The sequence below is a fragment of the Micromonospora coxensis genome, assembly GCF_900090295.1.
GTDB classification, from domain to species: Bacteria; Actinomycetota; Actinomycetes; order Mycobacteriales; family Micromonosporaceae; genus Micromonospora; species Micromonospora coxensis.
The window spans coordinates 4,120,085-4,145,775 of sequence record NZ_LT607753.1 but is presented as its reverse complement, the minus strand read 5'-3'; the positions used below and the strand labels follow the sequence as shown (position 1 = coordinate 4,145,775).

The window sequence follows — 25,691 nt, the reverse complement described above, 5'->3', positions numbered from 1 at the left end:
CCACTTGACGGATTGAGAGCATGATGTCCGCCTGGATCACCACCCCGATCAGCACGGACCTCCTGCGCGGAGCGCTCGACGTGCAGCGCACCGCGCGCGGGGTGCTGCCGCACCGGCTGCCCGCCTGGGCCCGCGCCCAGTACACCGACGGGCAACTCGCCATGGTGGAGGCTCAACCCGCCGGCGTGCGGCTGGCCTTCCGCACCCGCGCGACCGCGGTCGAGCTGGACACGCTGCCCACCCGACACACCTACGTCGGCCTGCCGGGCCGCCCCGACGGCGTCTACGACCTGCTCGTCGACGGTCACCTGACCGACCAGACCAGCGTCACCGGCGGGGACACGGTGACCATCGACATGACCAGCGGGACCACGCAGCGCCGGTCCGCTCCACCCGGCACCGTCCGGTTCACCGGCCTGCCCGACCGGGTGAAGGATGTCGAGATCTGGCTGCCGCACCACGAAACCACCGAACTCGTCGCCCTGCGCACCGACGCTCCCGTCGCACCCGTGCCCGACCCGGGGCGCCGGGTGTGGCTGCACCACGGCAGCTCCATCAGTCAGGGCTCCAACGCCACCAGCCCCACCGCCACCTGGCCGGCTGTCGCCGCGTCCCTCGGCGGCGTCGACCTGGTCAATCTCGGCTTCGGCGGCAGCGCGCTGCTCGACCCGTTCACCGCCCGCACCATGCGGGACACCCCGGCCGACCTGATCAGCGTGAAGATCGGCATCAACCTGGTCAACGCCGACCTGATGCGGCTGCGCGCCTTCACCCCGGCCGTGCACGGCTTCCTCGACACCATCCGCGACGGCCACCCCACCACGCCGTTGCTGGTCGTCTCCCCGATCTACTGCCCCATCCACGAGGACACCCCCGGTCCCGGCGCGTTCGACCTGACCGCCCTCGCCACCGGACAGGTGCGGTTCCGGGCCACCGGCGACCCGGCGGAGCGGGCGAGCGGGAAGCTCACCCTCCGTGTCATCCGGGACGAGTTGGCGCGGATCACCGCCCAGCGCGCTGCCGACGACCCGAACCTACACCACCTCGACGGCCTCGACCTCTACGGCGAGGCCGACTTCGCCGAGCTGCCGTTGCCCGATCAGCTCCATCCGGACACCGCCACCCACCGACGCATCGCCGAACGCTTCGCCGAGCGGGCGTTCGCCGCCGGTGGACCCTTCGCGGAGCGCCGCTCCTGATCCGCCTGCGGTCGGTCCGCGCCGCGCCGTTGATGTCTGATCGGCATGAATCCCGCGACTTCTGTCTTCGACCGCATGCCGGATCGCTGTCAGGGTCGAGTCTGTCCGACCGGCTGTCCGGTGCCCGGTCCGCGTATCGACGAGGAGTGATCATGGTTCTTGCGACACACCGCCTGGTGGTCACGGCGGCAGTGGTGTCCCTGGCCGCCTGCAGCCCCGCCGGTGCCGCCGAGCAGCCGACGCGGGACAGCACGGTGACGGCCCCCGCGTCACCCGCACCCGACCGGGAGCACGAGTTCCGGCAGCTGGAGGAGAAGTTCGACGCGCGGCTGGGCGTCTACGCGATCGACACCGGCAGTGGGCGGACGGTGGGGTACCGGGCCGACGAACGGTTCGCGTACGCCTCGACCTTCAAGGCGTTGGCCGCCGCCGAGGTCCTCGACGAGACCACGGACGCCGAGCTGGACCGGGTGGTGCGGTACTCGGCGGACGACCTGGTGACCTACTCGCCGGTCACCGAGCGGCACGTCGCCACGGGCATGACGCTGCGCGCCATCGCGGACGCCGCCGTCCGGTACAGCGACAACACCGCCGGCAACCTGATGTTGCGCCAGCTCGGCGGACCGCAGAAGTTCGAGAAGGAACTGCGCGAGGTCGGTGACAAGGTCACCGACCCGGCGCGCTACGAGACCGCGCTCAACGAGGCCAGGCCCGGCGATCGACGGGACACCAGCACCGCGCGGGCTCTGGCCGGGACCCTGCGGGCGTACGCCGTCGGTGACGCCCTCGAACCCGCGGACCGTGACATCCTCAACGGTTGGCTGCGGGGCAACACCACCGGCGGTGAGCTGATCCGCGCCGGTGTGCCCGACGGCTGGGTCGTCGGGGACAAGACCGGTGCCGGCGGCTACGGCACCCGCAACGACATCGCGGTGATCTGGCCGCCGGACCGGGCGCCGATCGTCCTCGCAGTGCTGTCCAGCCGGGACGAGAAGGACGCCAGCTATGACAACGCCCTCATCGCCGAGGCGACGAAGGCGGTGCTGGCCAGCTGGTGACCGGGTGACCGGCACCCACTCGTCGCCGTGCGCCCGCACCGACGTGTCGGACACCGCAGGGCGGCGGCGATGAAGGCCCGGCCGGGGCGTGGGACGCCGACTGGTGGGCCGCTGCTGCCCAGCACCCTACGAATCGAGGTGACCCGGGATGCGGAAACGTGACCACCATGTCGTCACCAACGCCGCATCGCTGCTGATCTGTGGCCTTCTGGCCGGAGTGGTGGTCGCGGCGGCGGCCTTCCCCGCGGTGGCGATGTCCGGCCTGACGGCGAAGGCCGGCGCCGAGACGTTCGGCGCACTGCCGAAGGAGCTGACCGTGGCCCGGGCGCCGCAGATCAGCTACCTGCTGGCCTCGGACGGCAAGACCCCGCTGGCGACCATGTACGACGAGAACCGGCGGGACGTGAAGCTCGCCGACGTGTCGCCGTTGATGCAGAAGGCGATCATCGCCGCCGAGGACCACGACTTCTACCAGCACCACGGGGTCGACCTCAACGGCGTCGCCCGGGCCTTCGTCAACAACCAGTCCGGCACGAACGGTCAGCAGGGCGCCTCGACGCTGACCATGCAGTACGTGCGGCTCGCCATCGCGTACTCCGCCTCGCACCCGGCCGACGTGGTCGCCGCGACCGAGGACACCAGCGCCCGCAAGCTGCGCGAGATGCGCTACGCCCTGGAGATCGACAAGGAGTTCTCCAAGGACGAGATCCTGGAGCGCTACCTCAACATCGCCGCCTTCGGCAACGGGGCGTACGGCATCTTCGCCGCCAGCCAGGTCTACTTCGGCAAGCCGCCCAGCAAGCTCGAGCTGGCGGAGGCCGCGCTGCTGGCCGGCATGGTGAAGGCGCCGAGCCAGAACGACCCGACCACCCGCAGCGGCCGGGGTCTCGCCCTCGACCGGCGCAACTACGTCCTGCAGAACATGGTCACCATCGGCGCGATCAACCAGCAGCAGGCCGACGCGGCCAAGGCCACCGAGATGGTCGTCGAGGACGAGCGCACCCCGAACGGCTGCGTCGCCACCAACCAGCGCTACTGGGGCTTCTTCTGCGACTACCTCTACCGCTGGTGGATGTCGCAGGAGACCTTCGGCTCCACCACCTATGACCGGGAGCGGCGACTCAAGAGCGGCGGATACACGATCACCACCAGCCTCGACGTGCAGGCGCAGCGCGGCGCGGACCAGGCGGTACGCAGGGCCAAAAGCGAGACCGCCGAGGAAGCGGCCATGGTCGCCGCGGTGGAACCGGGCACGGGCCGCGTCCGTGCCCTCGCCGTGAACCGCACCTTCCGGCCCGACGACCCGAGGAACCCGACCAACGAGCCGCACAGTGACCCGAAGCAGCGGGCGAAGGGCGCCTCGGGCAACTACCCCCACACGGTGAACCCGTTGCTCACCGGAGGGGACGGCATCACCGGCTACCAGGCCGGCTCGACCTTCAAGATCTTCACCGTCGTCGCCGCCTTGGAGAAGGGCATCCCGCTGAGCCACACCATCGACGCACCACAACGGTTTCGGTCGGAGTACGTCATCGACCGCGCCAGCCCCACCGCGTGTCCAGGCACCGATCTGTACTGCCCCACGAACTCCGACAAGAGGGCCGGTGGCGTGCTGAACATGTGGAGCGCGTTCTCCCGGTCGACCAACACCTACTTCGTTCCGCTGCAGCAGCAGGTCGGCGCCGAGAACGTGGTCGACGTGGCCAAGCGGCTCGGCATCCAGTTCCGGGTCGACCGGGAGAACCGGTGGGCCGACGACCGGGAGGCCGCCCACGACTGGGGCGCGTTCACCCTGGGCGTCTCCGCCACGACCCCCTTGGAACTGGCCAACGCGTACGCGACGCTGGCCGCGGACGGCACCTGGTGCGCACCGACACCGGTGCAGGAGATCCGCGGTCCGGACGGCGGGACCCTGAGCGTCGCCGATCCCCGTTGCGAGAAGCGGATCGACACCGCAGTGGCGCGCGCCGCCGTCGATGTCGCCCGCTGCCCCGTCGGCGACGACTCCGCCACCAGCCGGTGTGGCGGCAGTCGGACGGCCGCGCAGGTGAAAGCCGCAGTGGACGCGCCGGTCGCCGGCAAGACCGGCACCACCGACGCGGAGAACTACGCCTCCCTGGTCGCGATGACCAAGCAGTACGCCGTGGCGGGCATCCTGACCGACCCGGATTGGCCGCAGACCACCGTGAAGATGCGGCACCAGCAGCGCGACGGTGTCAACCCGCCGGTCTACGAGACCCTGGCGGCGGCGATGCAGGGCAAGCCACGCATCGATTTCGCACCGGCGCCGACGGAACTGACCCGCTGAGCCACGCGCGACCCGTACGTCGAGATGTCCCGGTGCGGTGGTGACCTGGTGTGGAAGCCGGTCGTGCTCGTCGCCGGCTAACCCCACCACGGCAGTGTGCCGGTGCGGAGGTGGTCGTGCAGGGAACGGGCGACCTGGGCCATCGTCGCCTCGCTGCCGGGCTGGGCGACGGCGGGCACCCGGGAGGCGGTGAGCGCGGCGACCGCGTACGACTGCCCGTCCGCGTGGTCCACCACGCCCACCTCGTGGCGCAGGTGCAGCAGGGTGCCGGTCTTCGACGCCCAGCGGGAGGCGTCGGAGGTGAAGTCGGGGGCGAGCCGCTGCCGGTGCAGGTTGTCACCCATCAGGGCGCGCACCCGGGCCGCGGTGGCCGCCAGGATCGTCGAAGGCCGCCAGAGGGCCTGCAGCAGGTCGACGAAGGCCCGGGCCGATCCGGCGTTGGCGCGGGTGACGTCGAGCTGGGCGACGGGATGGCCCTGCCCAGGGGTGGTCGCGCCGATGGCGAGGGAGTGGGCCAGGTGCACGTCGTCGGGGCCGAGGCGTTCGGCGGGGGTGTCGGTGAGGTCGCCGACGCGATGTCGTACAGCGATGCCGTCGATGCGTAGTCGCCGCAGTTCGGCGGCGACCGCGGCCGGCGGGACGAGGTCGAACAGGACGTCGGCGGCGACCGAGTCGCTGATGCAGGTGCTGAGGTAGAGCAGGTCGTCCACGGCTATCCGCGCGGGATGGCGGAAGCGGCTCAGCCCGGTCGGGCCCGGTGTGGTGATCCGACCGGGCGGGACGTCGACCGGTGTCGCCGGGTCGAGTTCCCCGCGCGCGACCCGTTCCAGCACGGCGACCGCCAGTGGCACCTTCACCAGCGACGCCGCCGGATACGGGGTGTCCGCGTCGAAGCCGATCTCCGCGCCGGTGTCGAGGTTGCGGACCAGGAAGGCGCCGTGCAGTCCCGCCTCGTCGAGCAGGTCCTGGGCGTTGCGTACCACCGCGATGGCGCTCATGTCGGATCTCCGGTCGACGGGCTGCCGGGTGGCGAGCCCTCGGCCGGCCTCGGGTCACCGGCGGAGGCGCCCAGGCAGTGGGCGATGTCCGCGTACAGGACCGTGCTGAGCTGATCGAGGTCCTCGCGGGTGCCGGTGGCGACGTCGTAGCCCCGCAGGAGCCGCGGGCCGGCGAGAGGGCGCCAGTGCAGGTCGAACTCCTCGGCCTGTTGACGGGAGCAGAGCAGCAGGTCGGGAGAGCCGAGGGCCGCTGCCGCGGCGTCGACCAGCGACGGCGCGACCGTCACCTGGGCCGGTGCCAGGCCGGCCGCCTGGCCGACGCGGGTCAGTGGGTCGCGTAGGTGCGCGACGTCGTCCTCGGGTTGGATCAGGATCCTCCGGCGTGCCTGCGTCCGGGCCCTGCCGCTGCGCAGCGTCTCCAGGAACACCGTCGGCGCCGGGAAGGGGGTCCGGGCGGCCAGCCCCAGCGGGACCCGCCAGGCGGCTGTCGCCTCCGGAACCGCCACGATCCCGGCACCGACCTCCAGGGTCCGGCAGAGCCGTTGACGCTCGGATGGGCCGGCCGGCCGTACCTCCAGGTGGATCCCCTGCCGCCGCGCCGCGACCACCAGATCGGCGAGGCGGCGCGGCGGGCAGATCTCGGGTACGGCGACCCGCAGCGGCCGCAACCGGGCCCGCTCGGCGTCGTCGCGCATGGCGTCGGCGAGGTCGACCAGGCGCCGGGCCGACGGCAGCATGTCCTGCCCGAACGACGTCAACCGGACCGCCCGGGACGACCGGTCGAACAGCCGCGCCCCGAAGTGCTCCTCCAGGGCGGCGACCCGGCGACTGGCGACCGACTGGGGGATGCCCGCAGCTGCGGCCCCGGAGGTGAAGCTGCCGTGGCCGCTGACCGCGACGAAGGCCCGGCAGGCGGCGACCACATCCACTCACCGAACCTATACCCGGAGCGCATGGACGAACTGGCGCGGCACCTGCCCAGCATCAGGCCGGAGTCGGCCTGATGCTGGGCACGATGACACAGGGTGATGCAGGGCGTGAGGTGGCGACACCGACGCGTGGCCGTGCGACCGCTGTCTCCGTCTCGCGATCGAGCAGGAAGCACTCACTGCGAGATCGCGGTCGCCTCCAGTTCGACGAGCACGTCGGGCTCGAAGAGGTAGTCCACCCCGATCAGCGACGCCGGCGGAAGGGGCCAGGGCAGACCGAGCTCCTCGACGACCGATTCGATCCCGGCCATGAACGGCCCGATCTTCTCGGGTGCCCAGTCGGTGACGTAGAAGGTCAACCGGACCACGTCCTCGAATGAGGCGTCGGCTCCGGCGAGGGCCCGGCCGGTGTTGCGCAGCGCCTGCGCGACCTGCCCGGACAGGTCGCCGGGCGCGACCGGTGTGCCGTCGCCCAGGCGTGCGATCTGACCGCTGACGTGGATGTGCCGTGACCCGGTGGCCACCGCCACGTGATGGTAGGGCGTGTGCGGCTGGAGGCCGTCGGGGCTGAAGCGGGTGACGGGCATCGTTTCTCCTCTACGGGAATCGGCTCGGTTTACCATTGATACCTAGTTGCCGCAGGACACTTCAAGGAGACCTGGTTACATGCGCGATACCACCACCGCCCGCGCCGAGGAACTGCGTATCGACGCGCCGCATCGCGAGTTGCTCGACCAGGTGTTGGACAAGTGGTCGCTCAGCGTTCTCAACGAACTGTGCGAGCGCCCGTGCCGGTTCAACGAGCTGCGCCGGGCGGTTCCGAAGGTGACGCAGAAGTCACTCACCGCGACCCTGCGACGGCTCGAGCGCAACGGGATCGTCGAACGTCACGTCGTGGCGACCCGCCCTGTCGCGGTGGAGTACCGGATCACCCGGCTGGGAAAGACCCTGCGCGCCCCGGTCGACGCCCTCCTCGAGTGGGCCGATACCCACATGCCGCAGATCGAACGCGCCCGCAAGGCGTTCGACGCGGAGGCCGAGTGACGAATGCGGGCCGGGCGGTCTTCGTTCCGCCCCTCGGCCTGCTGCCGTATCCGGAAACCGCGACGTGCGCCGCCGGTGTGCGGTCGAACCCCGAGGCCGCCGCGCGCTACCGCCCGACAGGTCCCCGAACATCACGACTTGACGAACGGTATGTTATCGCTCACAGTCGATGTCTGAGGTCGGCAACGCCTGCGACTCACCGGGCAGAGCCTGCATCGTCGTCGGCTCTTGGATCAGGCGTACGCCAGGGTATGCGGAGGCCCTGTTAGCGCTGACATTCTCCCGCATGCGCCCGGCCATGCGCTGCGGCACGCCCGTCCTCGGGCGGACCGCTCGGCTCTTGGTCATCGGAGGAGGATCATGTCTGTCTTTGGTAGGTCTCCATCGACCGCACCGCCGGCACGGCGGCGCGGGTGGCTGCCGCGGGTCGCCGCCGCTGCCGTGACGGCCGTGGTGGTCGGTGGCGCCGCCGTCACGGTGGTGTCGACGCCCGCCGCCGCGGCCACGGTCGACACGAGCGCCTGGTACGTGTTGGTGAACCGCAACAGCGGCAAGGCGCTGGACGTGTACAACCTGGCCACGAACGACGGGGCGCGGATCACCCAGTGGACCCGGAACAACGGCAGCCAGCAGCAGTGGCAGTTCGTCGACTCCGGCGGCGGCTACTACCGGCTGAAGTCACGACTGTCGGGCAAGGTGCTGGACGTCTACAACTGGTCGACCGCCAACGGCGCCAGCATCGTGCAGTGGACCGACGGCAACGGGTCCAACCAGCAGTTCCGGCTGGCGGACTCGGCCGGCGGCTACGTCCGGTTGATCAACCGGAACAGCAACAAGGTAGTGGAGGTACAGGGCGCTTCGACCGCCGACGGGGGCAACATCGTGCAGTACGACGACTGGGGTGGCAACAACCAGCAGTGGCAGCTCGTCCGGGTCGACGGTGGGGGCACCCCCACCACGCCGCCGCCGGGCGGCACCTGCGCTCTCCCGTCGACGTACCGGTGGTCGTCGACCGGGTCGCTGGCGAACCCGAAGGCGGGGTGGGTGTCACTCAAGGACTTCACCCACGCCCCCTACAACGGCCGGCATCTCGTCTACGCCACCACGCACGACACCGGCACCAGATGGGGCTCGATGAACTTCGGCCTCTTCACCAACTGGTCCGAGATGGCCTCCGCCAGCCAGAACACCATGCCCTTCTCGGCGGTCGCCCCCACACTGTTCTACTTCCGCCCACGCAACATCTGGGTCCTCGCCTACCAGTGGGGCAGCACCGCGTTCTCCTACCGCACCTCCACCGACCCCACCAACGTCAACAGCTGGTCACCGGAACAGCCTCTCTTCACCGGGAGCATCTCCAACTCCGGCACCGGCCCGATCGACCAGGCGCTCATCGGTGACGGCACGAACATGTACCTGTTCTTCGCCGGCGACAACGGCCGCATCTACCGCGCCAGCATGCCCATCGGCAACTTCCCCGGCAACTTCGGCTCGTCCTACACCACCATCATGACCGACACCACGAACAACCTCTTCGAAGCCGTCCAGGTCTACAAGCTCGAGAACGAGAACCGGTACCTCATGCTCGTCGAGGCCATCGGCGCGCAGGGCCGCTACTTCCGCTCCTTCACCGCCACCAACCTCGCCGGCACCTGGACCCCCCAGGCCGCCACCGAGAACAACCCCTTCGCCGGCAAGGCCAACAGCGGCGCCACCTGGACCAACGACATCAGCCACGGCGAACTCATCCGCACCAACCCCGACCAGACCATGACCGTCAACGCCTGCAACCTCCAACTGCTCTACCAGGGACGCTCCCCCAACTCCGGCGGCGACTACGGCCTCCTGCCCTACCGACCCGGACTCCTCACCCTGCAACGCTGACCACCGGACCCCACCCCCACAGCCACCCGCGCCGAGCACCACGACCGGTAGCGGCGGGCTCGGCGCACGCCGAGCCCGCCGCTGTCCCGTGTCGCGGACGAGGCGACACGTCTGTCCGACGGGGATGGTGGCGGGCCGCCGGGCTTGTCCTTTCCCGCAGGACGAGTGACACCGGAGCACTAGCCATTCCTTCCGTGCTTGCGTACTTTGGCGTTCCGCGGGCTCGCCGTGGCCCGTGGATCCGCGCACTCGGGGACGGCCGGCGCCGTCGATCACGCGGGGAGGAGCATGAACCGCTCAGGCAGGCGGTGGCGGGTCGCGGAGTTGCCCACGACCAGGGCCGGCGTCGAGCGGACGTTCTCGTACCTCATTGCGGGGGTGCGCCTGGGCACCGTCGCGCAGATGATCCCGGCGGTCAACACCGGCGTGGCCACGTCCCCCCATGCCGCCGGCTACCTCGCCTGCTGGACCGCCGCGGCCGTCGCCTCGGTAGCGGTGAGCGTGGCGACGCTCGTGCGCCGCCGACCATTGGGCGCGACGGCTGCCGCGGTGGACTTCGCCCTGGCCTGCGTACTGCTGGTGCTGGGGCCGTTGGTGCTGGCGACGGGTGAGCGCTTCGGCAGCTGGGTCGCGTACCAGCCGGGCTACGCGCTGTCGATCATCATCACGGCCAGCGGGGTCCGCAGCCTCGTCCTCTGGGCCGGTGGTCTCCTGGGCGTCGCCGTCTCCTACCTGGTGTATCTCGGCGGCGAGTTCGGTGGCGACATGACCCCGAGCGCGATCGGCAACGTCCTCACCTACGTGGTGTACGCGCTGGTCGCGCGGATGCTCTTCGGGTACATCCGCCACATCGCGCAGGACGCCGACGCCTCGCGCGCCCGCGCGGCGGAGCTGGCCCGGCGGGAGGAGGAGCGGCGCGCCCAGGTGATGATGCACAACGGCGTCGCGGTGATGCGCCTGCTCACCGAGTCGGAGGCCGGCCTGGCGCGCTCCCGGCTGATCGACCTGGCCGAGGTGGAACTCAAGCGCATGCGCGCCTACCTGCGCGGCCGGGCGCCCGACGGGGACGAGCCCACCGGCGGGGAGGACGCCTCGGGGCCGTCCGTGCCGCTCGCGGCGATGGTGCGGCGGACGTGCGACCGGTTCGCCGACCTCTCCGTCGATGCCCTGCTCGACCTCGGGGCCGACCTGAGGCTGCCCGCCGCGCAGGCCGAGGCGCTCGAACGCGCGTTGGAGAGCCTGCTGCTCAACGTACGGGTGCACGCCGGGGCGGCCGAGGTCGTGGTCCACCTGGACCAGGCCGACGACGGGAGCTGGACGCTGACCGTACGCGACGACGGCGTCGGCTTCGACCCGGTGTCGGTGCGGGCCGGGGTCGGGCTGCGCGAGGTCGTCGTCGGCGAGCTACGGCGGCGAGGGCTCGACGTCCGGATCGAGTCGGCGGTGGGCGACGGGACGACGGTGACGATCTCGTCCGGTCCCGGCCCGGCGGCCCTCGACGTGGACGGGGACGCCGTCGTCGGCGAGGCGGCATGAGGCCGGCCGTCGCCGTCGTCGAGGACGCGGCGCTGATGCGCGACTCGTTCAGCCTGCTCATGCCCGGTCTGGAGGTCGTCGCCGCGGTCGCGTCGGTGGAGGAGCTGACGGACCGCCGGCCGGTGGTGGACGTCGTCCTGCTCGACCTGCACCTGGCGAACCTCGAACAGCCGGACGTCCGGCAGGGCATCGCCGCGATCCGCACCCTCACCGGCTGTGGCTACCGGGTCTGCGTCTACAGCCAGGAGGAGCGTCGTTTCGTGCTCGCGGCGTGCATCGCGGCGGGGGCGAGCGGGGTCGTCTCCAAGGCGCTGCCGACCGGCCGGGCCGAGCAACTCTTCCTGGAGGTCGCCGCCGGTGGCACGGTCATGCCGCAGTCGGTCGTCGGGATCCTCGAGGTGCTGGTCCGGCGGGACTGCATCACCCTGCTCAGCGAGCGCCAGCGCCAGGTCCTGCACGGCCGCGCCCGTGGGCTGAGCTACGCCCAGGTCGCCCGGCAGCTGTTCGTCAGCGAGTCCACGCTGCGGGGCTACTGGCGGGACCTGACCCGGTCGCTGTCCGAGTCCCTGCGCGACCTCACCCCCGGCGAGATCGAACGCGCGCTCGGCCTCGCGCCCGGGGACCTGCTGGAACTCTGGCCGGCGGATGGGACCGAGGACTGGTGGCGTACTGCGCGCAGACCCGGCCGTGGGCGCTGAGCCGAGGTGGTGCGCGGCCCGCTGACCGGGTGAGGGCGCGGACCGGGCGAGGGCGCGGACCGGGCGGGGTCCTGCACGCACGGGCGCGGCGAGGGGCGACGCCGGGTATGGTTCGGGGTGACGGTGTCACCGGGCGGTCGCCCGCGATCGAGACGCCGTCGATCGGGCGCCCCGGTGAGCGCCGACTCTGCCCTCGCGCGGCCGGCACCTGGCCGCGACCCCAGGTAATTCCCGCCAGGAACAGGAATGCGCATGACATCACACGACCAGGACCGACCGTCGTTGTTCCTCGCCACGCCGACCGTCGACGGGCTCGACGGCCCGTCCGTGGCCTTCGACGGCAGCGCGGAGGCGATGCGGCGGCTGCGTCATCCGTTCGCGGTGGACCCGGCCGGCCAGCAGCGACCTACCCCGGCATCGACGGCCGACAACGCGGAGCAGCGCGACTGACCCCTCGGGCTGCCGTCGCTGAGGAGGGGACCTCCGGCCGGTGGGACCACGGCCGGGGTGACCATGAGATCCACCACGAATCGTGACAAGAGTCGGGGCAATCGACCGATAGAGATCACTGTACGGGACCATGTCCGTCACTGCTCTCGCTCAGTTTGCGCTGCTAACTACCCTGTCTTTTGATCGCGTGCCAACGCACTCCTCCACAGCGACAAGGGCTACACATGAGCGAGAGTTACCCTCCGTACGGAGGTCAGCCGGATCCGAATGCGCCCTGGGGCACCCCGCCCGGCTCGCCGGTCGGTCAGCCGGGCTACGGCCAGCCGCAGGGCTACCCCGGCCAGCCGGTGACCGCCCCGCCGTACGGCGCGCCCGTCCCGCCACCGCAGAAGTCCAAGAAGGGGCTGTACATCGGACTGGGCATCGGCGCCGTGGTCCTGGTGCTCCTGGTCGCCTGCGGCGGCATCATCGGCTTCGTCGCCCTCAACGACGAGGACGACCCGGCCCCCGGCCCGACCACCTCCGTCGCCGCGCCCGACCCCACCGCGGCGTCGCCCTCCACCGCGCCGCAGCCGGGTGAGCCGCAGCCGGACAACAACAACGCGGTGACCGCGCAGAGCTCCAGCGACATGTCGGCGGTCTGCGACGGCAGCCCGATCCTGAACGCCGCGCCGTACACCAGCCCGAAGGGCGCGAAGGTGCTCACCTTCTCGAACTCCCCGGACCGGCCGTCGTCCTGGCGGAGCGAGTCGTTCGGCTACGGCGAGCCGTACTACGCCAGGTCGACCGAGTGGGAGAAGGTGCCGGTCATCGGCTGCCTGACCTACGTGGAAGGCAGCGAGGGGCCGGGCCGCAAGTGCGACTACAAGGACAGCTCGCAGAAGACGGTCACCATCGACTACGTCTCGTCGCGGTACACGCTGACCTTCCACAACGCCAAGACCGGCGAGAAGATCGGCGACGGCGGCACGATCAACGCCCCGGCCACCCGCTGCCCGAGCTTCATCGCCTACAACCGGACGACGATGAAGGCGTACGCCAGCCCGGACGACGGCGCGCTGGAACTGGCGCTGGGCAAGTTCACCGGCTGATCGGACGACCACCCGTTCCCGACCGTGGGTGCCGGACAGGTCCGGCACCCACGGTCGATCGGTGTCAGCCGGCGACGCCGGTGACGGTGCTGCCCGACCGGGTGACCCGGTAGGTCACCTGCTCGCCGCTCCAGAAGTGGAACGTCAGGGTCACCTGCCTGCCGTCGGCGACCTCGGCGAAGAAGTCGGACGTCAGGTTGATCACGTTGGTGGCGTAGTTCGGGGCGAAGGCCCGGTCGAACTCCTTGAACGAGGTCCAGTTGTGCGGGCCGGCGTTGCTGCCGTCGGCGTACCTGGCCTCCATCGTGGCGAGCTGGTCGCCACGGAACGCGGTCGGGACGGCGAAGGAGCTGGTCGTCCCGGTGGCGTTCTGCACGACGGGCCGGTCGTAGGTGAGGACGTCGATCCGCCACGGCACGCCCGCGGAGAACCGCGCGTGCAGCGTCGCGTTGACCCCGTACGCGCGGGCCCCGGTCAGCCGGGTCAGCGCCGACGCGGTGAGCGTGAGCTGGTCGCCGGAGACGGTGTAGTCGGTGCCGCGCACCAGGTCGGTGGCGCCTTGGCGGAGGCCGACGAAGGACGTGCCGTTGAGGTTCAAGGTGAGGGTCTTGCTGCTGATCAGGCTGGACTTCGCGTTGAACACCAGGTCCGAGGACGCGGTGCCGGAACGGGTCGTCCAGCTCGACCTGATCTGCGCGAACAGCTCCGGGTCCTTCCACTGGAAGCCGGTCCGGTCGAAGTGCTGCCCGTTGTCCCAGAGCATGGTGGTGAGCTGCCGGGTGCGCGCGTACCAGCCGAGGAACTCGAAGAACTTCAGCTTCTCGCCCTGCTCGATGGTGCCGGTGTGCCGGTCGAAGCCGAGCAGGCCGTACTCGCCGATGACCACCGGGATGCGCTTGGCGACGAAGGAGTGGTACACCCGGTCGAAGGAGTCGGTCAGGTCCTTCTGGGCGGTGGCGTCGAAGCGGGTGCCGCCGGCGACGTTCACGCTGAACGGCCAGTAGCCGTAGAAGTGCACGGTGGCGATCAGGTTCGGGTCGTTCAGGGTCTGGAACGTGGCCGCCAGCTCGTCGACCCGGGCCTGCTCGGACGACGTGTGCAGGGTGGGCAGCACCAGCAGGCGGGTGGCGTTGTTGCCGCCGGACTGTCGCACGATCCGGTGGAAGGACGTGTTCAGCTCGTTGAGCAGCGCGGCGTTCTGGGCGTCGCCGGAGCTGCCGGTGAACTGCGGCTCGTTGACGCTCTCGAAGACCAGCTTGGGCGAGGAGTTGCGGAACGTGCTCGACAGCTGGGTCCAGATCGCGTTGTACCGGTTCAGCACGTTCGTCCGGTCGGTGGGCATCGTGTTGATCCACTGCCACGAGTCGTGGTGAATGTTGATCATCACGTAGAAGCCGTCGGCGAGGGCCCAGTCGACCACCTCCTTGACCCGGTGGAGGTAGGCCGCCTCGATGGTGTGGCTCGGCGCCGCACCCAGGTGGGCCGACCAGGTCACCGGGATGCGGATGCTCTTGAAGCCCTGTGCCCGGACGTTGTCGAGCAGCGCCTCGGTGATCCGCGGGTTGCCCCAGGCGGTCTCGTCGGGGCCGACGGCGTCGAGGGAGTTGCCCAGGTTCCAGCCGGGCTGCATCGCGGCCACCGCCGCCATCGCGTCCGTGGCCGGCGGCGGCGTGGTCGGGGGCGGTGAGGTCGGCGGTGGTGAGGTCGGCGGCGGCGTGGTGCCGACGGAGCCGGTGCAGGTGACGCCGTTGAGCGCGAACGTCGTGGGCGCGGTGTTGGCGCCCGACCAGGAGCCGTTGAAGCCGAACGACGTGGTGGCATTGGTGCCGAGGTTGCCGTTGTAGCTGACGTTGGCGGCGGTGACCTGATCACCCGAGGAGGTGACGGTGGCGTTCCACGCCTGGGTGACCCGCTGCCCGGAGGGGAAGGTCCAGGTCAGCCGCCAGCCGTCGAGCGGATCGCCGAGGTTGGTCACGGCGACGTCCGCGCCGAAGCCGCCCTGCCACTGGGCGGTGGTGGTGTAGGTGACCTTGCAGCCCACCGCCGCCTGGGCGCTGCCGGCGACCGTCATGCCGAGGCCCACCAGCAGTGCCGTGACGCCCGTCGCGGCCAGACCGAGCCGCCATCGTGTTCTTCGCAGGGTGCCGTGCAGACCGGACATGGCTCTCCTCAGGGGACGGTGGTGGTGCGCGGGGTGGTGGGCGGCCGGGACGTCGTACGGGCCACCCGGGTCGCACCGAGATTAAGTTTGGATTCCAAACTTTGTCAATCGGCGTTCGCCTATGCGATGGGTCGCGACCCGCGTGGGAGGGACCCCGGGTGACCCACCGGGCAATCCCCTGAAAGCGGGCATCCTGCCCGAGCGTGCGGGCTAGGGTCGCGGCGTGGGCGCTCGTGCCGGCGTGATCCGAGCTCTCCAGGCCGATCCGGCGATGTCGTCCCTGCGCCGCTCCCTGGAGTCGTACTACGGCGACCCGGACCGGGAGGCGGCGATGGACGCGTTCTACGCGCCCTTCGTCCGGCCGGGTGACCTCGTCCTCGACATCGGCGCGCACGTGGGGGACCGGGTCGGCAGCTTCCGCCGGCTCGGGGCCCGGGTCGTGGCGGTGGAGCCGCAACCGCTGTGCCTGCGGGCCCTGCGCGCCATCCACGGCGACGACGACGGCGTCACCCTGGTCGAGGCGGCGTGCGGCGGCCGGGCCGGACGCGTACGGCTGCACGTCAACTCGGCCAACCCCACCGTCTCCACCGCCTCCGCCGACTTCCTCCGCGCGGCGGACGGGGCCGGCGGCTGGGAGGACGAGTCCTGGGACGCGGAGCTGAGCGTCGCCGCCACCACCCTCGACGCGCTCGTCGACGCGTACGGCGAGCCGGCCTTCGTGAAGGTCGACGTCGAGGGCTTCGAGAACGAGGTGCTGGCCGGGCTGAGCCGGCCGGTGGCCGCGCTCTCCTTCGAGTTCACCACGATCGGACGCCCGGTGGCGCGACGCTGCCTCGACCGGGCGCGGGCGCTCGGCTTCGACAAGTACAACCTCGCCCTCGGCGACGAGATGACGCTGGCCCTCCCGACCTGGGTGGCCGCCCGCGAGATGGCGGCACACCTGCGCGCGCTGCCGCACGAGACGAACTCCGGCGACGTCTACTGCCTGTCCCGCCCGCTGCGCACCGCAGAGGTCAGCGGGCCAGGCCAGGCCAGGCACAGGCCAGGCCAGGCGCGGGTCAGGCCGGGCCGGAGGTGAGAGCACCGGCGAGGTAATGCAGCGCCGCGGCCGGATCCTCCCCGTCACCGTGCGGGGCCCGCAGCTCGGCGACGTAGCTCGCGATGTCCGCGAGCCGCCACCACGACGGGTAGAGCGCGAGGGCCGCCGGGTCGACGGCCCGCCCGGTGGCCCGGCTCCACCGGGCGAGCAACGCGTCACCGTCGTCGGCCGGCTCCTCGCCGAGCATCCGGGCGAAGGCGGGGGTCAGCATCCACAGGTCCCGTTCCGGCGGGGCGAGGAGCACGGTGTCCCAGTCGACCAGCCGCAGCCCGGCCGGGGTCCGCAGGACGTTGCCCGGGTGCGGCTCGCCGTGGGTGACCACCCAGTCCGACGCCGTCCGGCGTACCCGCTCGACCCGCCGGTCGAAGTCGGCGAGCAGCCGCCCGACGTGCTCCGCGTGCGCGGCGAGCAGCGTACGGGCCGGCTCGGCGTACGGCCCGCCGGTCCACTCCCGGTCCAGGTCCCGCAGCGCCTCGTGCAGCCGCTCCCGGTCGGGCAGCACCAGGTCGGCGCGGCCGGAGACGCCCGCCACCGTCGGGGTGAGCCGGTGCAGCCGGGCCAGCAGGTCGACGACGTCGGCGTGGTCCTCCGGCCGGTGCGGGCCGAACGGCCCGGCACTCCCGTCGACCAGCGGGAACACCGACAGGGCGTACCGCGCGGTGAGCCGCCGCAGCACCGCGCCACGGGTGTCCGGGATCGGCGCGACCACGGCGTCGAGACCGCCGTGGCGGTGCAGGGCCAGCGCGGTGCCGTACGCCCGGCTCAGCCGGGCGAAGGTGTCGTCGCGGTCGGCGGGTCGCACGCCCAGGTCGTCGACCGTGAGGAACCAGCCCGTGCCGGTCCGGTCACGCACCGCCCAGTGGTGGCTGCCCGCCCCGACCGGCAGGAACTCGACCGCCTGCGCCTCGACCGCCCAGCCCTCGGCCAGCGCCCCGGTCAGCTCGGCCTCCGTCAGACCCACCGGTCGGTCCCTCATGCGGCGCGATTCTGCCCGGTCCCCGGCACCCCGGTCAGGTGGATTTCAGGCGTCGCGCGGGGCGTACATGATGACGGCGACGCCGAGCAGGCAGAGCGCCGCGCCGGCCAGGTCCCACCGGTCGGGGCGGAACCCGTCCACCAGCACGCCCCAGGCGAGCGAGCCGGCGACGAACACCCCGCCGTAGGCGGCGAGGACCCGGCCGAAGTGCGGGTCCGGCTGGAAGGTGGCGACGAAGCCGTACGCGCCGAGGGCGATCAGCCCGGCGGCGATCCACCACAGGCCCCGGTGTTCGCGCCAGCCCTGCCAGACCAGCCAGGCGCCGCCGATCTCGGCGAGCGCGGCGAGGGCGAACAGCAGCAGCGAACGCAGGACCGTCACCCTCCGGACCGTACCCCGGTCAGCGCGGCGGCCCGGCCGCCGCGCGGCCCCCGCTCACCGGCCGATCCTCGCGGCGGCCCGGGCGGCCAGGGCGTCGAGCACCACCACCTGCGCGGACGGCACCTCCACCCGCACCTCGACGTGGTCGGTGGCCGGTGCCACGGTGAAGGTGAAGAACCCGCAGCACCCGGACTCCCGGGTGGTCAGGTCGCGGACCCTCCCCTCGGCCGTCGGGTCGAACGTCCAGCGCAGCCGGGTCGCGTCCGGCCGTTCCTGCCGGCGCAGGGCGGTGGCGAACAGTTCGTCGAACTCAACCACCCGCAGCGGTCGCTCGGGGGTGGGCAGGGTGCACGACGCCGGCACCCAGTCACGCTCGTCGCTCATGTGTCGACGGTAGACCGGGACCGGCTGCTGGGAAACGCCGCCGGCCCGCCCCTCGGGACGGGCCGGCGGGGCCGGCGTCAGTGGCGGCGGCGGCCGTACGCGCCGGCGGCCAACCAGACGCCGATCGCGGCGAAGGCCACCTGGATGAACAACTCGATCCAGTCGACGCCGGCGGTGTCGTCGACACCGAGGGCGGCGGCGACCAGGGTCCCGAGGATCGCCGCCACCACACCGATGACCAGGGTCAACCAGATCGGTATGCGCTGCTTGCCGGGCACCACCAGGCGGCCGAGCGCGCCGATGACCAGGCCGATGATGATGGCGGTGAGGATGCCGGTCACTTCCACGGTAGCCGTCCTTCCGATCGTTGTCGTCGACCCCCTGCCTGCCCAGCGGCGCACACCGCCGAAACGGCGACGCCGAAATGTCACGCAACTGTCATGGATCCGCGTGGTGCCCGCCAACCTGGCCCGCGACGGTGGGGGTCGACCGGGAGAAGGGGGTACGACCATGGCGTCGCCGCAACCACCGGCCCGGTGCACCGTCCCCCTGGTCGAGATCTGCCTCACCGAGTTCGACCTGGCCTGCCTGCCGGAGACCGGCGCGGTCTTCGACCGTCTGCTGGCCCTGCACCCCGGGCAGATCGTGGTGGACCTGTCCGGGTGCCGGCACATCGACGCCGCCGCCATCGGCCTGCTGCTGGACACTCACCGGCGGCTGGTCCGCGCCGGAGCGGTGCTCACCCTGCGTGACCCGAATCCCCGGATCCGGCGCATCCTGGCGACCGCCCACCTGGACCGGGTCCTGCCGGTCGTCGGGGCCCCGCCGTCCGGCGCCGGCGGCCTGGAGGAGGAGGCGCGGCCGGGGCCGGCCGCCCGGGGCAGAGCGCCGGTCCCCGCCCGGCAGTGACCAGCCCCCGCACCGCCCGCCGAGCGCCGGACCACGAGTTCCGGCTCCCGTCGACGGACGCCCGCCACGTCGACCGGCGTGGCACGGACGTAGGAAGGACAGCAGGATGACCGTCGTCCCGCACGACCACCTGATGACGCTGATCTGCGACAGCTGCGGCGACACCGTCACCGGCCCCACCTGTGTGCTCCCCGACGCCGAGGTCGTCTGGACCCTGGTGTCCGAGCACGGCTGGAGCGGCTCCCCGTTCGCCGTCGGCCCGCACCGCTGCCCGCACTGCAGCCTGCGCCCGTCCTCCGGCGGCGGGCAGGTCCCGTGCGAGGGCCACGGCCCCGGCGGCATCCTGGGCATCGACCACCTGGACGACACCACGGTCGTCGCCGCCACCGGCGACATCGACCTCGACACCGGGGACACCCTGCGCACCGCGCTGCGGCACGCCGCCGACATGGGCGGTCACGTGGTGGTCGACCTCACCGACGTGCACGTCATCGACTCCACCGGGCTCGGCCTGCTCGTCCGGGCCCACCGCGAGGCCCGCGACCGGGGCGCCACGCTCTGCCTGGTCCGGCCGTCCCGGTTCGTCCGCACCGTCCTGCACACCATGCGGCTGGACCCGGTCTTCCCGATCTACGACAGCCGGGACGAGGCGCTGGCCCGGTTGAAGCCCGACCGGCCGCTCGCGGGGGCCGGTCGGGCGACCGGCTCCTGAGCGTCGGCCCGCGCTCCGTCCGCACCCCCCGCGGCGGGCCGACGCTCAGGGCGCAGCCGCCCGCCGCCGGCAGGCGCGGACGGATGGCCGACATCCTCCGTGACACCGGGCGGAGGCCGCTTAGGAAGCGGCTACGGAGGGTAAGGCGAGATCATGGGACAGCTGCGCACCTCTCCGCCCCCACCGCAGGCCACGGAGCTGCGGCGCTGGCAGCTGGCCGACCCGGCCGACCTGCGCGGACTGCGCGCGTCCCTGCACGAGGCGCTGACGGGTGAGGAGCTGCCCGCCGGGAGCCACCTGGACGAGGTCCCCGAACTCATCGCCCTGGTCGCCAGCGAGCTGGCCACCAACGCCCTGCGGCACGGCATCCCGCCCACCATCGTGCGGCTGCTGGCCGCCGACGACCGGTTCATCCTGGACGTGGCCGACCACGACCTGAGCAGCATCCCGGAGCTGGCCGACACCCGGCCGATGGGCGCCGGTGGCCGTGGCCTCCAGATCGCCCAGGCGGTCTCCCTGGACGTCGGCTGGTACGCCACGGAGACCACCAAGAACATCTGGGCGGCGTTCCCCCGGCGCTGACCCGCGCGGTCGACCGGGAGTTCGCCGACCCGGCCCGGCGGGTACCTGGCACGGACAGCGGCGTCGGACGGAGGCACGGATGAGCGAGCGGGAAGCGCTGCACGGTCTGCTGCACCGCTCCCACCAGGCCCGCCCGGAGGACCTGCCCCGGCTGGCCCGGCGGATGGCCGGGGAACTCGGCGCCACCGAAATGATCATCTACCTGGTCGACCACGAGCAGCGTGAGCTGCTGCCGATGCGGGAGGACGCGTCACCGCCCCGCGACGTGCTGACCATCGAGGGCACCCTCGCCGGCCGGGCGTACGCGCTGATGCGCCCGTACCCGGCCGAGGGCGGGCCGGGCGCCGCCCGGCTCTGGGTGCCGCTGCTGGACGGGCTGGAGCGGATGGGTGTGGTGGAGGTGGTCACCACCCGGCCGGTGCCCGCCGACCGGGTGCCCGAGTTCGAGGCCGCCTGCTCCCTGCTGGCGGAGCTGGTGGTGACCCGGTCCAACTACAGCGACACGGTGGAACGGGTACGCCGCCGCGCCCCGATGCGGCTGGCCGCCGAGATGCTGCGCGCCCAACTGCCGCCGCTCACCTTCTCCACCGGCAGCATGACCATCAGCGGCATCCTGGAGCCCAGCTACGACGTCGGCGGTGACGCCTTCGACTTCGCGGTCAACGGCGACATCGCCCATCTGGCGCTCTTCGACGCGGTGGGGCACGGATCCGGTGGCGGGATGCGGGCGGTCGTGCTGGCCAGCCTCGCGCTGGCGGCGTACCGCAACGCCCGCCGGGCCGGTCGGGACCTGACCGACACGTACCACCACATCGACAGCGCCGTCCGCGACCACGACAAGCGGGGCCTGATCACCGGCGTCCTCGCCGAACTGGACCAGCGCACCGGTCGGCTCCGGGTGATCTCCGCGGGACATCCGAGCGGGCTGGTGCTGCGCCGGGGCACGGTGGCCACCGTGCTGCCCACCCCGACGGCGCTGCCGGTGACCCTCGGCGAGCACCGGGCCCCGGTGGTCGTCGAGGAGGCGCTGGAGCCCGGCGACGACGTGCTGTTCTACACCGACGGGATCACCGAGGCGCGATCCGGCGACGGCGAGCCGTTCGGCGTCGACCGGCTGGTCGACTTCGCCGTCCGGGCGCTCGCCGACGACCTGCCGCTGGCCGAGACCGCCCGCCGGCTGGTGCACGCGATCCTGGCGTACCAGGACGACCAGCTCGGCGACGACGCCACCGTGCTGCTGGTCCGCTGGCACGGCCGGCCGGACTGATCCGGCGCGGGCTCAGTCCTCGGCCGGGATCGGGTCGTCGTACTCGCCGGGCGGACCGGTGTGCAGTTCGCCACCGACCTGCGGCCAGGCGTTCGGGGTGCAGCCGTGCAGCCCGAGCGTCTGCTGCTGCATGACCGGGGCGGGCTCGCCCCGGCCGGGGCAGAGTTCGTGCCCCCGGCCCAGCCGGTGGCCGACCTCGTGGTTGAGCAGGTACGCCCGGTAGGTGGCCAGGTCGCCGCCGAAGGCCGGGACACCCCGCGCCCAGCGGGCCACGTTGATCACCACCCGGTCGCCGTTGCGGCAGGAGGTGTACCGGTCCGCCGGGTCGCCGCAGAGCTCGCCCCGGGTGACCGGGGTGGTGAGCAGCACGGTGAAGTCCGCCGGGGTGTCCGGGCCGACCCGCTGCAGCCGCCACCGGCCGTCGGCCGTCCAGCCCTTCGGGTCGGCCAGCACCACCGCAACCTCCCGGCCGAAGCGCTCCACGTCCACCTCGTCGATGCCGCGCTCGACGGCCACCCGGTAGCGCATCAGCTCACCCCCGGTTCCGGCCACCCGGCCGGTGGCGGTGGCGGTGCGGAAGGTCCCCGTACCCCGCTCCGGGTAGCGCAGGGCGCGCGGGGCCGGTCCGGCCGGCGAGGCGGCCGGGGACGGTGTGGCCGGGGCGGGCGCGGCGGCGGCCGCCGGGGCGGCGACGCCGGGCGGGCGCCGGACGTCACCGACCACGTCGCCGAGGTCCAGGCCGGCGCGTTGCGCGGCCACCCCACCCCCGGCCACCCCGACCGCCAGGACCAGCACCGCCGTCCACCCGCCGGCCCGCCGCCACAGCCGGCGTCGGCCACGGTGCCGGCCCCGGTCGGTCGCCCCGGCCATGCCGCTCACGGTCAGGCTCCCCACCCTCGGCCTCCGTCCCGATCGTCCGTTCCGGGCAGGAGTACGCGGGGAGGGCCCGTGCGGATGAGTCATCCGGCCGACGATTCGACACCCGGTACCGTTGCCGGGCAGACACTCCCGACGATCCGGACAGCGCCCGGCCGTCACCCGTAGGAAGGAACCCCCCGTGTCGGACGCCGACGCCCTCATCGTCGCCGCGGTCACCGCGGTGCGCGGCACCGACGTACGCGACGCGGAGCGGAAGCTGGACCGGCTCGTGGTCGGCACCGGCGCCGCGGACGGCACGGCGGCGGTCGACGCCGCCCTGCTGGACCGGCTGGTGGGCGCGCTGGCCCGGCTCTGGCCGCGCGGCTGGCAGCCGGTCGACGTGGCCCGGATCGTCACCCGGCGGCTCGGCCCACGCCCCGGGCGGCTGGTGGTCGACGCGCTCGCCGCCCAGCGGCGCGGCCAGACCGGCGACGTCCCGCAGTGGTGGGACGAGCAGCTCGACGCGCTGGCCGCCCGGATCTGGTGGGACGACGACGCCGGCTGGCTGGCCCGCTGGGCCGCCCGGCAGAGCGAGGACCGGATCACCGCGCTGCGCGACGCGGTGGAGGTGCTGGCGCTGCTCGACGGCCTGCCGCCGGTCGCGGTGCTGCGCCCGCCGCCGGGTGGCGGTGGCCCGGCCGTGCCCCGGCGCGGCCCGGCCGGCCGCAGCGGCTCGCCGATGCTCGACCGGGTCCGGGCGCTGCTGGCCAAGGCGGAGTCGACCACCTTCCCCGCCGAGGCGGAGGCGCTCACCGGCAAGGCGCAGGAGCTGATCGCCCGGCACAGCCTGGACCGGGCGCTGGTCGAGGCGAGCGCCGAACGCCCCGACCAGCCGGGCGGGGTGCGGCTGGGCACCGAGGCCCCGTACGCGGGCGCGAAGGCGCTGCTGGTGCAGGAGGTGGCGGCGGCGAACCGGTGCGAGTCGGTCTGGTCGGACGACCTCGGCTTCGCCACCGTGCTCGGCTTCCCGGCCGACCTGGAGGCGGTCGAACTGCTGTACACCTCGCTGCTGGTGCAGGCCACCGCAGCGATGCTGCGCGGACGCGGCGAACGCACCCGCAAGGACCGCCGGACGAAGGCGTACGACGAGTCGTTCCTGCACGCGTTCGCGCTGCGCATCGGCGAGCGGCTGCGCGCCGCCACCGAGGCGGCGGACCGACAGGCCGCCGAGGACGCCGGCCCGCAGCGGCTGCTGCCGGTGCTGGCGGCCCGCTCGGACGCCGTCCGCGAGCGGATGGAGACCCTCTTCCCCCGGGCCACCAGCTCCCGGTTGACGATCCGGGACGCGGAGGGCTGGCACTCGGGCACCTCCGCCGCCGACCGGGCCCGGCTCGACGCCGGCGCGTCCACCCGGCCGCTGCCCGGACGCCGCTGAGAAGATCCGCGGTGCGGGTGTCGGATCCGCCGGCCCGGCTCCGACCCCTTCCCGAGCGGCCACACCGGTGGCCCGTAGCCGAGGAGCACCGTCGTGAAGTACATGCTGCTGATCTGGAACCGGCCCGGCTTCGTCGAGGCCCTCTCCGAGCAGGAGCGCACCGCGCTCTTCGGCGAGGTCGACGAGATCATGAAGGAGTTGACCGAGTCCGGCGAACTGGTCGGCGGTCAGGCCCTGGCCGACCCGTCGCGGACCCGGACGGTCCAGCGCCGTGGTGAGCACCCGGAGGTGACCGACGGGCCGTTCCTGGAGAGCAAGGAGCAGTTCGCCGGCTACCTGATGGTCGACTGCGACAGCGAGGAACGGGCCGTGGAGATCGCCTCCCGCTGGCCGGACGTCCGCCTCGGCCTCGGCGTGCTGGAGGTCCGGCCGGTGATGGACGACGCCGGGACCGAGATGTGACCGGTCGGGAGGTGGAGGACCTGCTGCGCGTGCTCGCGCCGCAGGTCCTCGGCGTCCTGGTCCGCCGGCACGGCCAGTTCTCCGCCTGCGAGGACGCGGTGCAGGAGGCGCTGCTGGCCGCCGCCACCCAGTGGCCCGACCGGGGGGCGCCGGAGAACCCGCGGGCGTGGCTGCTCACCGTCGCCGGCCGGCGGCTGACCGACGAGTGGCGCAGCGAACGGGCCCGCCGCGACCGCGAGGTCGCCGTCGCGCTCCGCGAGCCGGCGTACGCGGCGGTGACCCCGCCCGCCGACGAGGACGGGTCCGACTCCGACGACAGCCTCACCCTGCTCCTGCTCTGCTGCCATCCGGCGCTGCCCCGGTCGGCACAGCTGGCGCTGACCCTGCGTGCGGTGGGCGGGCTCACCACCGCCCAGATCGCCCGCGCCTTCCTGGTGCCCGAGGCGACCATGGGCCAGCGCATCCGCCGGGCCAAGCAGCGGGTCGAGGCGGCCGGGGCCCGGTTCGTCATGCCGGCGCCGGCCGAGCGGGACGAGCGGCTGCGGACCGTGCGGCACGTGCTCTACCTGATCTTCAACGAGGGCTACACCGCGTCCAGCGGCGCCGAGCTGCACCGGGCGGAGCTGACCGGGGAGGCGATCCGGCTGACCCGGCAGCTGCGCCGGGCGCTGCCCGACGACGGCGAGGTGGCCGGGCTGCTGGCGCTGATGCTGCTCACCGACGCGCACCGGGACGCCCGTACCGGGCCGGGTGGCGAGCTGGTGCCGCTGGCCGAGCAGGACCGCGCGCGGTGGGACCGGGCCGCGATCGCCGAGGGGGTGGCGCTGGTGACCGAGGCGCTGACCTGGTCACCGCCGGGTCCGTACCAGCTCCAGGCGGCGATCGCGGCGGTGCACGCCGAGGCGCCGTCGGCGGAGCGGACCGACTGGCGGCAGATCGTCGCGCTCTACCGGGTGCTGGCGGGCCTGGCGCCCAACCCGATGGTCACCCTCAACCGGGCCGCCGCGGTGGCGATGGTCGACGGGCCGCGCGCCGGGCTGGCCCTGCTCGCCCCGCTCGACGCCGACGACCGGGTCGCCGGCCACCACCGGCTGGCCGCCGTCCGGGCGCACCTGCTGGAGCTGGCCGGGGAGCCGGCGGCGGCACGCGAGGCGTACCTGCTGGCGGCCCGCCGGACGACGAGCCTGCCCGAGCAGCGCTACCTGGAGCTGCGCGCCGCGCGCCTCGGGGAGCGGCGATGAGTTCCGGCCGCGCCGGGAGTCCACCCCGC

24 protein-coding genes and 2 pseudogenes are annotated in these 25,691 nt (G+C 72.8%); 17 read left to right on the top strand and 9 right to left on the bottom strand.

The annotated features are described in order from the left end of the window. Positions 1-20: 20 nt before the first annotated feature. The 3 genes and pseudogenes from GA0070614_RS18975 to GA0070614_RS18965 form a co-directional block, all read left to right on the top strand. On the top strand, positions 21-1,199 hold the full coding sequence (locus GA0070614_RS18975) for a GDSL-type esterase/lipase family protein (protein ID WP_197701343.1): 1,179 nt from the start codon (positions 21-23) through the stop codon (positions 1,197-1,199). A 149-nt stretch (positions 1,200-1,348) separates the two neighbouring features. Then, complete coding sequence (gene bla, locus GA0070614_RS18970; RefSeq protein WP_408630777.1) at positions 1,349-2,257, top strand: class A beta-lactamase; 909 nt, start codon at positions 1,349-1,351, stop codon at positions 2,255-2,257. 148 nt (positions 2,258-2,405) lie between these two features. Beyond that, a pseudogene (locus GA0070614_RS18965) lies at positions 2,406-4,556 on the top strand (transglycosylase domain-containing protein); the annotation flags it as partial. 86 nt (positions 4,557-4,642) lie between these two features. Here the strand turns inward: GA0070614_RS18965 and GA0070614_RS18960 are convergent. The 3 genes from GA0070614_RS18960 to GA0070614_RS18950 all read right to left on the bottom strand — a co-directional run bounded on the left by GA0070614_RS18960 (position 4,643) and on the right by GA0070614_RS18950 (position 7,079). Continuing rightward, positions 4,643-5,563, bottom strand: a complete 921-nt coding sequence (locus GA0070614_RS18960) for a serine hydrolase (protein WP_088977226.1) — start codon at positions 5,561-5,563, stop codon at positions 4,643-4,645. Further along, the gene (locus GA0070614_RS18955) at positions 5,560-6,492 is read right to left on the bottom strand and encodes a LysR family transcriptional regulator (protein ID WP_088977225.1); all 933 of its coding nucleotides are present in this window, start codon (positions 6,490-6,492) and stop codon (positions 5,560-5,562) included. The genes GA0070614_RS18960 and GA0070614_RS18955 overlap by 4 nt, the downstream gene beginning before the upstream one ends. A gap of 176 nt (positions 6,493-6,668) precedes the next feature. After that, positions 6,669-7,079, bottom strand: a complete 411-nt coding sequence (locus GA0070614_RS18950) for a RidA family protein (protein ID WP_088977224.1) — start codon at positions 7,077-7,079, stop codon at positions 6,669-6,671. 79 nt (positions 7,080-7,158) lie between these two features. Between GA0070614_RS18950 and GA0070614_RS18945 the strand changes: the two genes are divergently transcribed. The 6 genes from GA0070614_RS18945 to GA0070614_RS18925 all read left to right on the top strand — a co-directional run bounded on the left by GA0070614_RS18945 (position 7,159) and on the right by GA0070614_RS18925 (position 13,195). After that, on the top strand, positions 7,159-7,536 hold the full coding sequence (locus GA0070614_RS18945) for a winged helix-turn-helix transcriptional regulator (RefSeq protein WP_088977223.1): 378 nt from the start codon (positions 7,159-7,161) through the stop codon (positions 7,534-7,536). A 360-nt stretch (positions 7,537-7,896) separates the two neighbouring features. Beyond that, positions 7,897-9,420, top strand: a complete 1,524-nt coding sequence (locus tag GA0070614_RS18940; protein ID WP_088977222.1) for a non-reducing end alpha-L-arabinofuranosidase family hydrolase — start codon at positions 7,897-7,899, stop codon at positions 9,418-9,420. 288 nt (positions 9,421-9,708) lie between these two features. Beyond that, positions 9,709-10,956 (top strand): sensor histidine kinase, encoded by a 1,248-nt coding sequence (locus GA0070614_RS18935; RefSeq protein ID WP_231933330.1) that lies wholly within the window; start codon positions 9,709-9,711, stop codon positions 10,954-10,956. Next, on the top strand, positions 10,953-11,654 hold the full coding sequence (locus GA0070614_RS18930; RefSeq protein ID WP_088977221.1) for a response regulator transcription factor: 702 nt from the start codon (positions 10,953-10,955) through the stop codon (positions 11,652-11,654). Before GA0070614_RS18935 ends, GA0070614_RS18930 begins: the two co-directional genes overlap by 4 nt. Positions 11,655-11,906: 252 nt before the next feature. Beyond that, on the top strand, positions 11,907-12,104 hold the full coding sequence (locus GA0070614_RS30280) for a hypothetical protein (RefSeq protein ID WP_157745041.1): 198 nt from the start codon (positions 11,907-11,909) through the stop codon (positions 12,102-12,104). A gap of 224 nt (positions 12,105-12,328) precedes the next feature. Then, entirely contained in the window at positions 12,329-13,195 is an 867-nt protein-coding gene (locus GA0070614_RS18925; RefSeq protein ID WP_088977220.1) for a RodZ family helix-turn-helix domain-containing protein, read from the top strand. A 64-nt stretch (positions 13,196-13,259) separates the two neighbouring features. Here GA0070614_RS18925 and GA0070614_RS18920 read toward each other — a convergent pair whose 3' ends face one another. After that, positions 13,260-15,356 (bottom strand): cellulase family glycosylhydrolase, encoded by a 2,097-nt coding sequence (locus tag GA0070614_RS18920; RefSeq protein ID WP_088977219.1) that lies wholly within the window; start codon positions 15,354-15,356, stop codon positions 13,260-13,262. A 271-nt stretch (positions 15,357-15,627) separates the two neighbouring features. On the opposite strand from GA0070614_RS18920, the pseudogene GA0070614_RS18915 reads away from it, so the two are divergent. Next, positions 15,628-16,341: pseudogene (locus GA0070614_RS18915) on the top strand (FkbM family methyltransferase); the annotation flags it as partial. Between the two features lie 73 nt (positions 16,342-16,414). On the opposite strand, the gene GA0070614_RS18910 reads toward GA0070614_RS18915, so the two are convergent. The 4 genes from GA0070614_RS18910 to GA0070614_RS18895 form a co-directional block, all read right to left on the bottom strand. Continuing rightward, the gene (locus GA0070614_RS18910; RefSeq protein WP_231933329.1) at positions 16,415-17,416 is read right to left on the bottom strand and encodes a phosphotransferase; all 1,002 of its coding nucleotides are present in this window, start codon (positions 17,414-17,416) and stop codon (positions 16,415-16,417) included. Positions 17,417-17,476: 60 nt separating this feature from the next. Then, positions 17,477-17,812, bottom strand: coding sequence for a YnfA family protein (locus tag GA0070614_RS18905; RefSeq protein WP_088977216.1), 336 nt, complete (start codon positions 17,810-17,812; stop codon positions 17,477-17,479). 54 nt (positions 17,813-17,866) lie between these two features. Further along, the gene (locus tag GA0070614_RS18900) at positions 17,867-18,196 is read right to left on the bottom strand and encodes a hypothetical protein (RefSeq protein WP_088977215.1); all 330 of its coding nucleotides are present in this window, start codon (positions 18,194-18,196) and stop codon (positions 17,867-17,869) included. A 77-nt stretch (positions 18,197-18,273) separates the two neighbouring features. Further along, positions 18,274-18,543 carry a GlsB/YeaQ/YmgE family stress response membrane protein gene (locus GA0070614_RS18895; protein ID WP_088977214.1) on the bottom strand — a complete coding sequence of 90 codons (270 nt, stop codon included), beginning with the start codon at positions 18,541-18,543 and terminating at the stop codon, positions 18,274-18,276. Positions 18,544-18,706: 163 nt separating this feature from the next. Here GA0070614_RS18895 and GA0070614_RS18890 point away from each other — a divergent pair, with 163 nt between their 5' ends. The 4 genes from GA0070614_RS18890 to GA0070614_RS18875 all read left to right on the top strand — a co-directional run bounded on the left by GA0070614_RS18890 (position 18,707) and on the right by GA0070614_RS18875 (position 21,666). Beyond that, entirely contained in the window at positions 18,707-19,105 is a 399-nt protein-coding gene (locus GA0070614_RS18890; RefSeq protein ID WP_088977213.1) for an STAS domain-containing protein, read from the top strand. Positions 19,106-19,211: 106 nt separating this feature from the next. After that, positions 19,212-19,817 carry an STAS domain-containing protein gene (locus GA0070614_RS18885; protein WP_088977212.1) on the top strand — a complete coding sequence of 202 codons (606 nt, stop codon included), beginning with the start codon at positions 19,212-19,214 and terminating at the stop codon, positions 19,815-19,817. Between the two features lie 153 nt (positions 19,818-19,970). After that, positions 19,971-20,399: an ATP-binding protein gene (locus GA0070614_RS18880; protein ID WP_088977211.1), complete on the top strand. Its 429-nt coding sequence runs from the start codon at positions 19,971-19,973 to the stop codon at positions 20,397-20,399. Positions 20,400-20,478: 79 nt separating this feature from the next. Next, positions 20,479-21,666, top strand: a complete 1,188-nt coding sequence (locus GA0070614_RS18875) for a PP2C family protein-serine/threonine phosphatase (RefSeq protein ID WP_088977210.1) — start codon at positions 20,479-20,481, stop codon at positions 21,664-21,666. 12 nt (positions 21,667-21,678) lie between these two features. On the opposite strand, the gene GA0070614_RS18870 is transcribed toward GA0070614_RS18875, so the two are convergent. Then, complete coding sequence (locus tag GA0070614_RS18870) at positions 21,679-22,560, bottom strand: DUF3152 domain-containing protein (RefSeq protein WP_231933328.1); 882 nt, start codon at positions 22,558-22,560, stop codon at positions 21,679-21,681. Positions 22,561-22,723: 163 nt separating this feature from the next. Between GA0070614_RS18870 and GA0070614_RS18865 the strand changes: the two genes are divergently transcribed. The 3 genes from GA0070614_RS18865 to GA0070614_RS18855 all read left to right on the top strand — a co-directional run bounded on the left by GA0070614_RS18865 (position 22,724) and on the right by GA0070614_RS18855 (position 25,662). After that, entirely contained in the window at positions 22,724-23,959 is a 1,236-nt protein-coding gene (locus GA0070614_RS18865; protein WP_088977209.1) for a DUF2786 domain-containing protein, read from the top strand. Between the two features lie 102 nt (positions 23,960-24,061). After that, a complete protein-coding gene (locus tag GA0070614_RS18860) occupies positions 24,062-24,421 on the top strand; it encodes a YciI family protein (RefSeq protein WP_231933715.1) in 360 nt (119 codons plus the stop codon). Then, a complete protein-coding gene (locus tag GA0070614_RS18855) occupies positions 24,418-25,662 on the top strand; it encodes an RNA polymerase sigma factor (RefSeq protein ID WP_088977207.1) in 1,245 nt (414 codons plus the stop codon). The genes GA0070614_RS18860 and GA0070614_RS18855 overlap by 4 nt, the downstream gene beginning before the upstream one ends. The last annotated feature ends 29 nt before the right edge of the window (positions 25,663-25,691 follow it).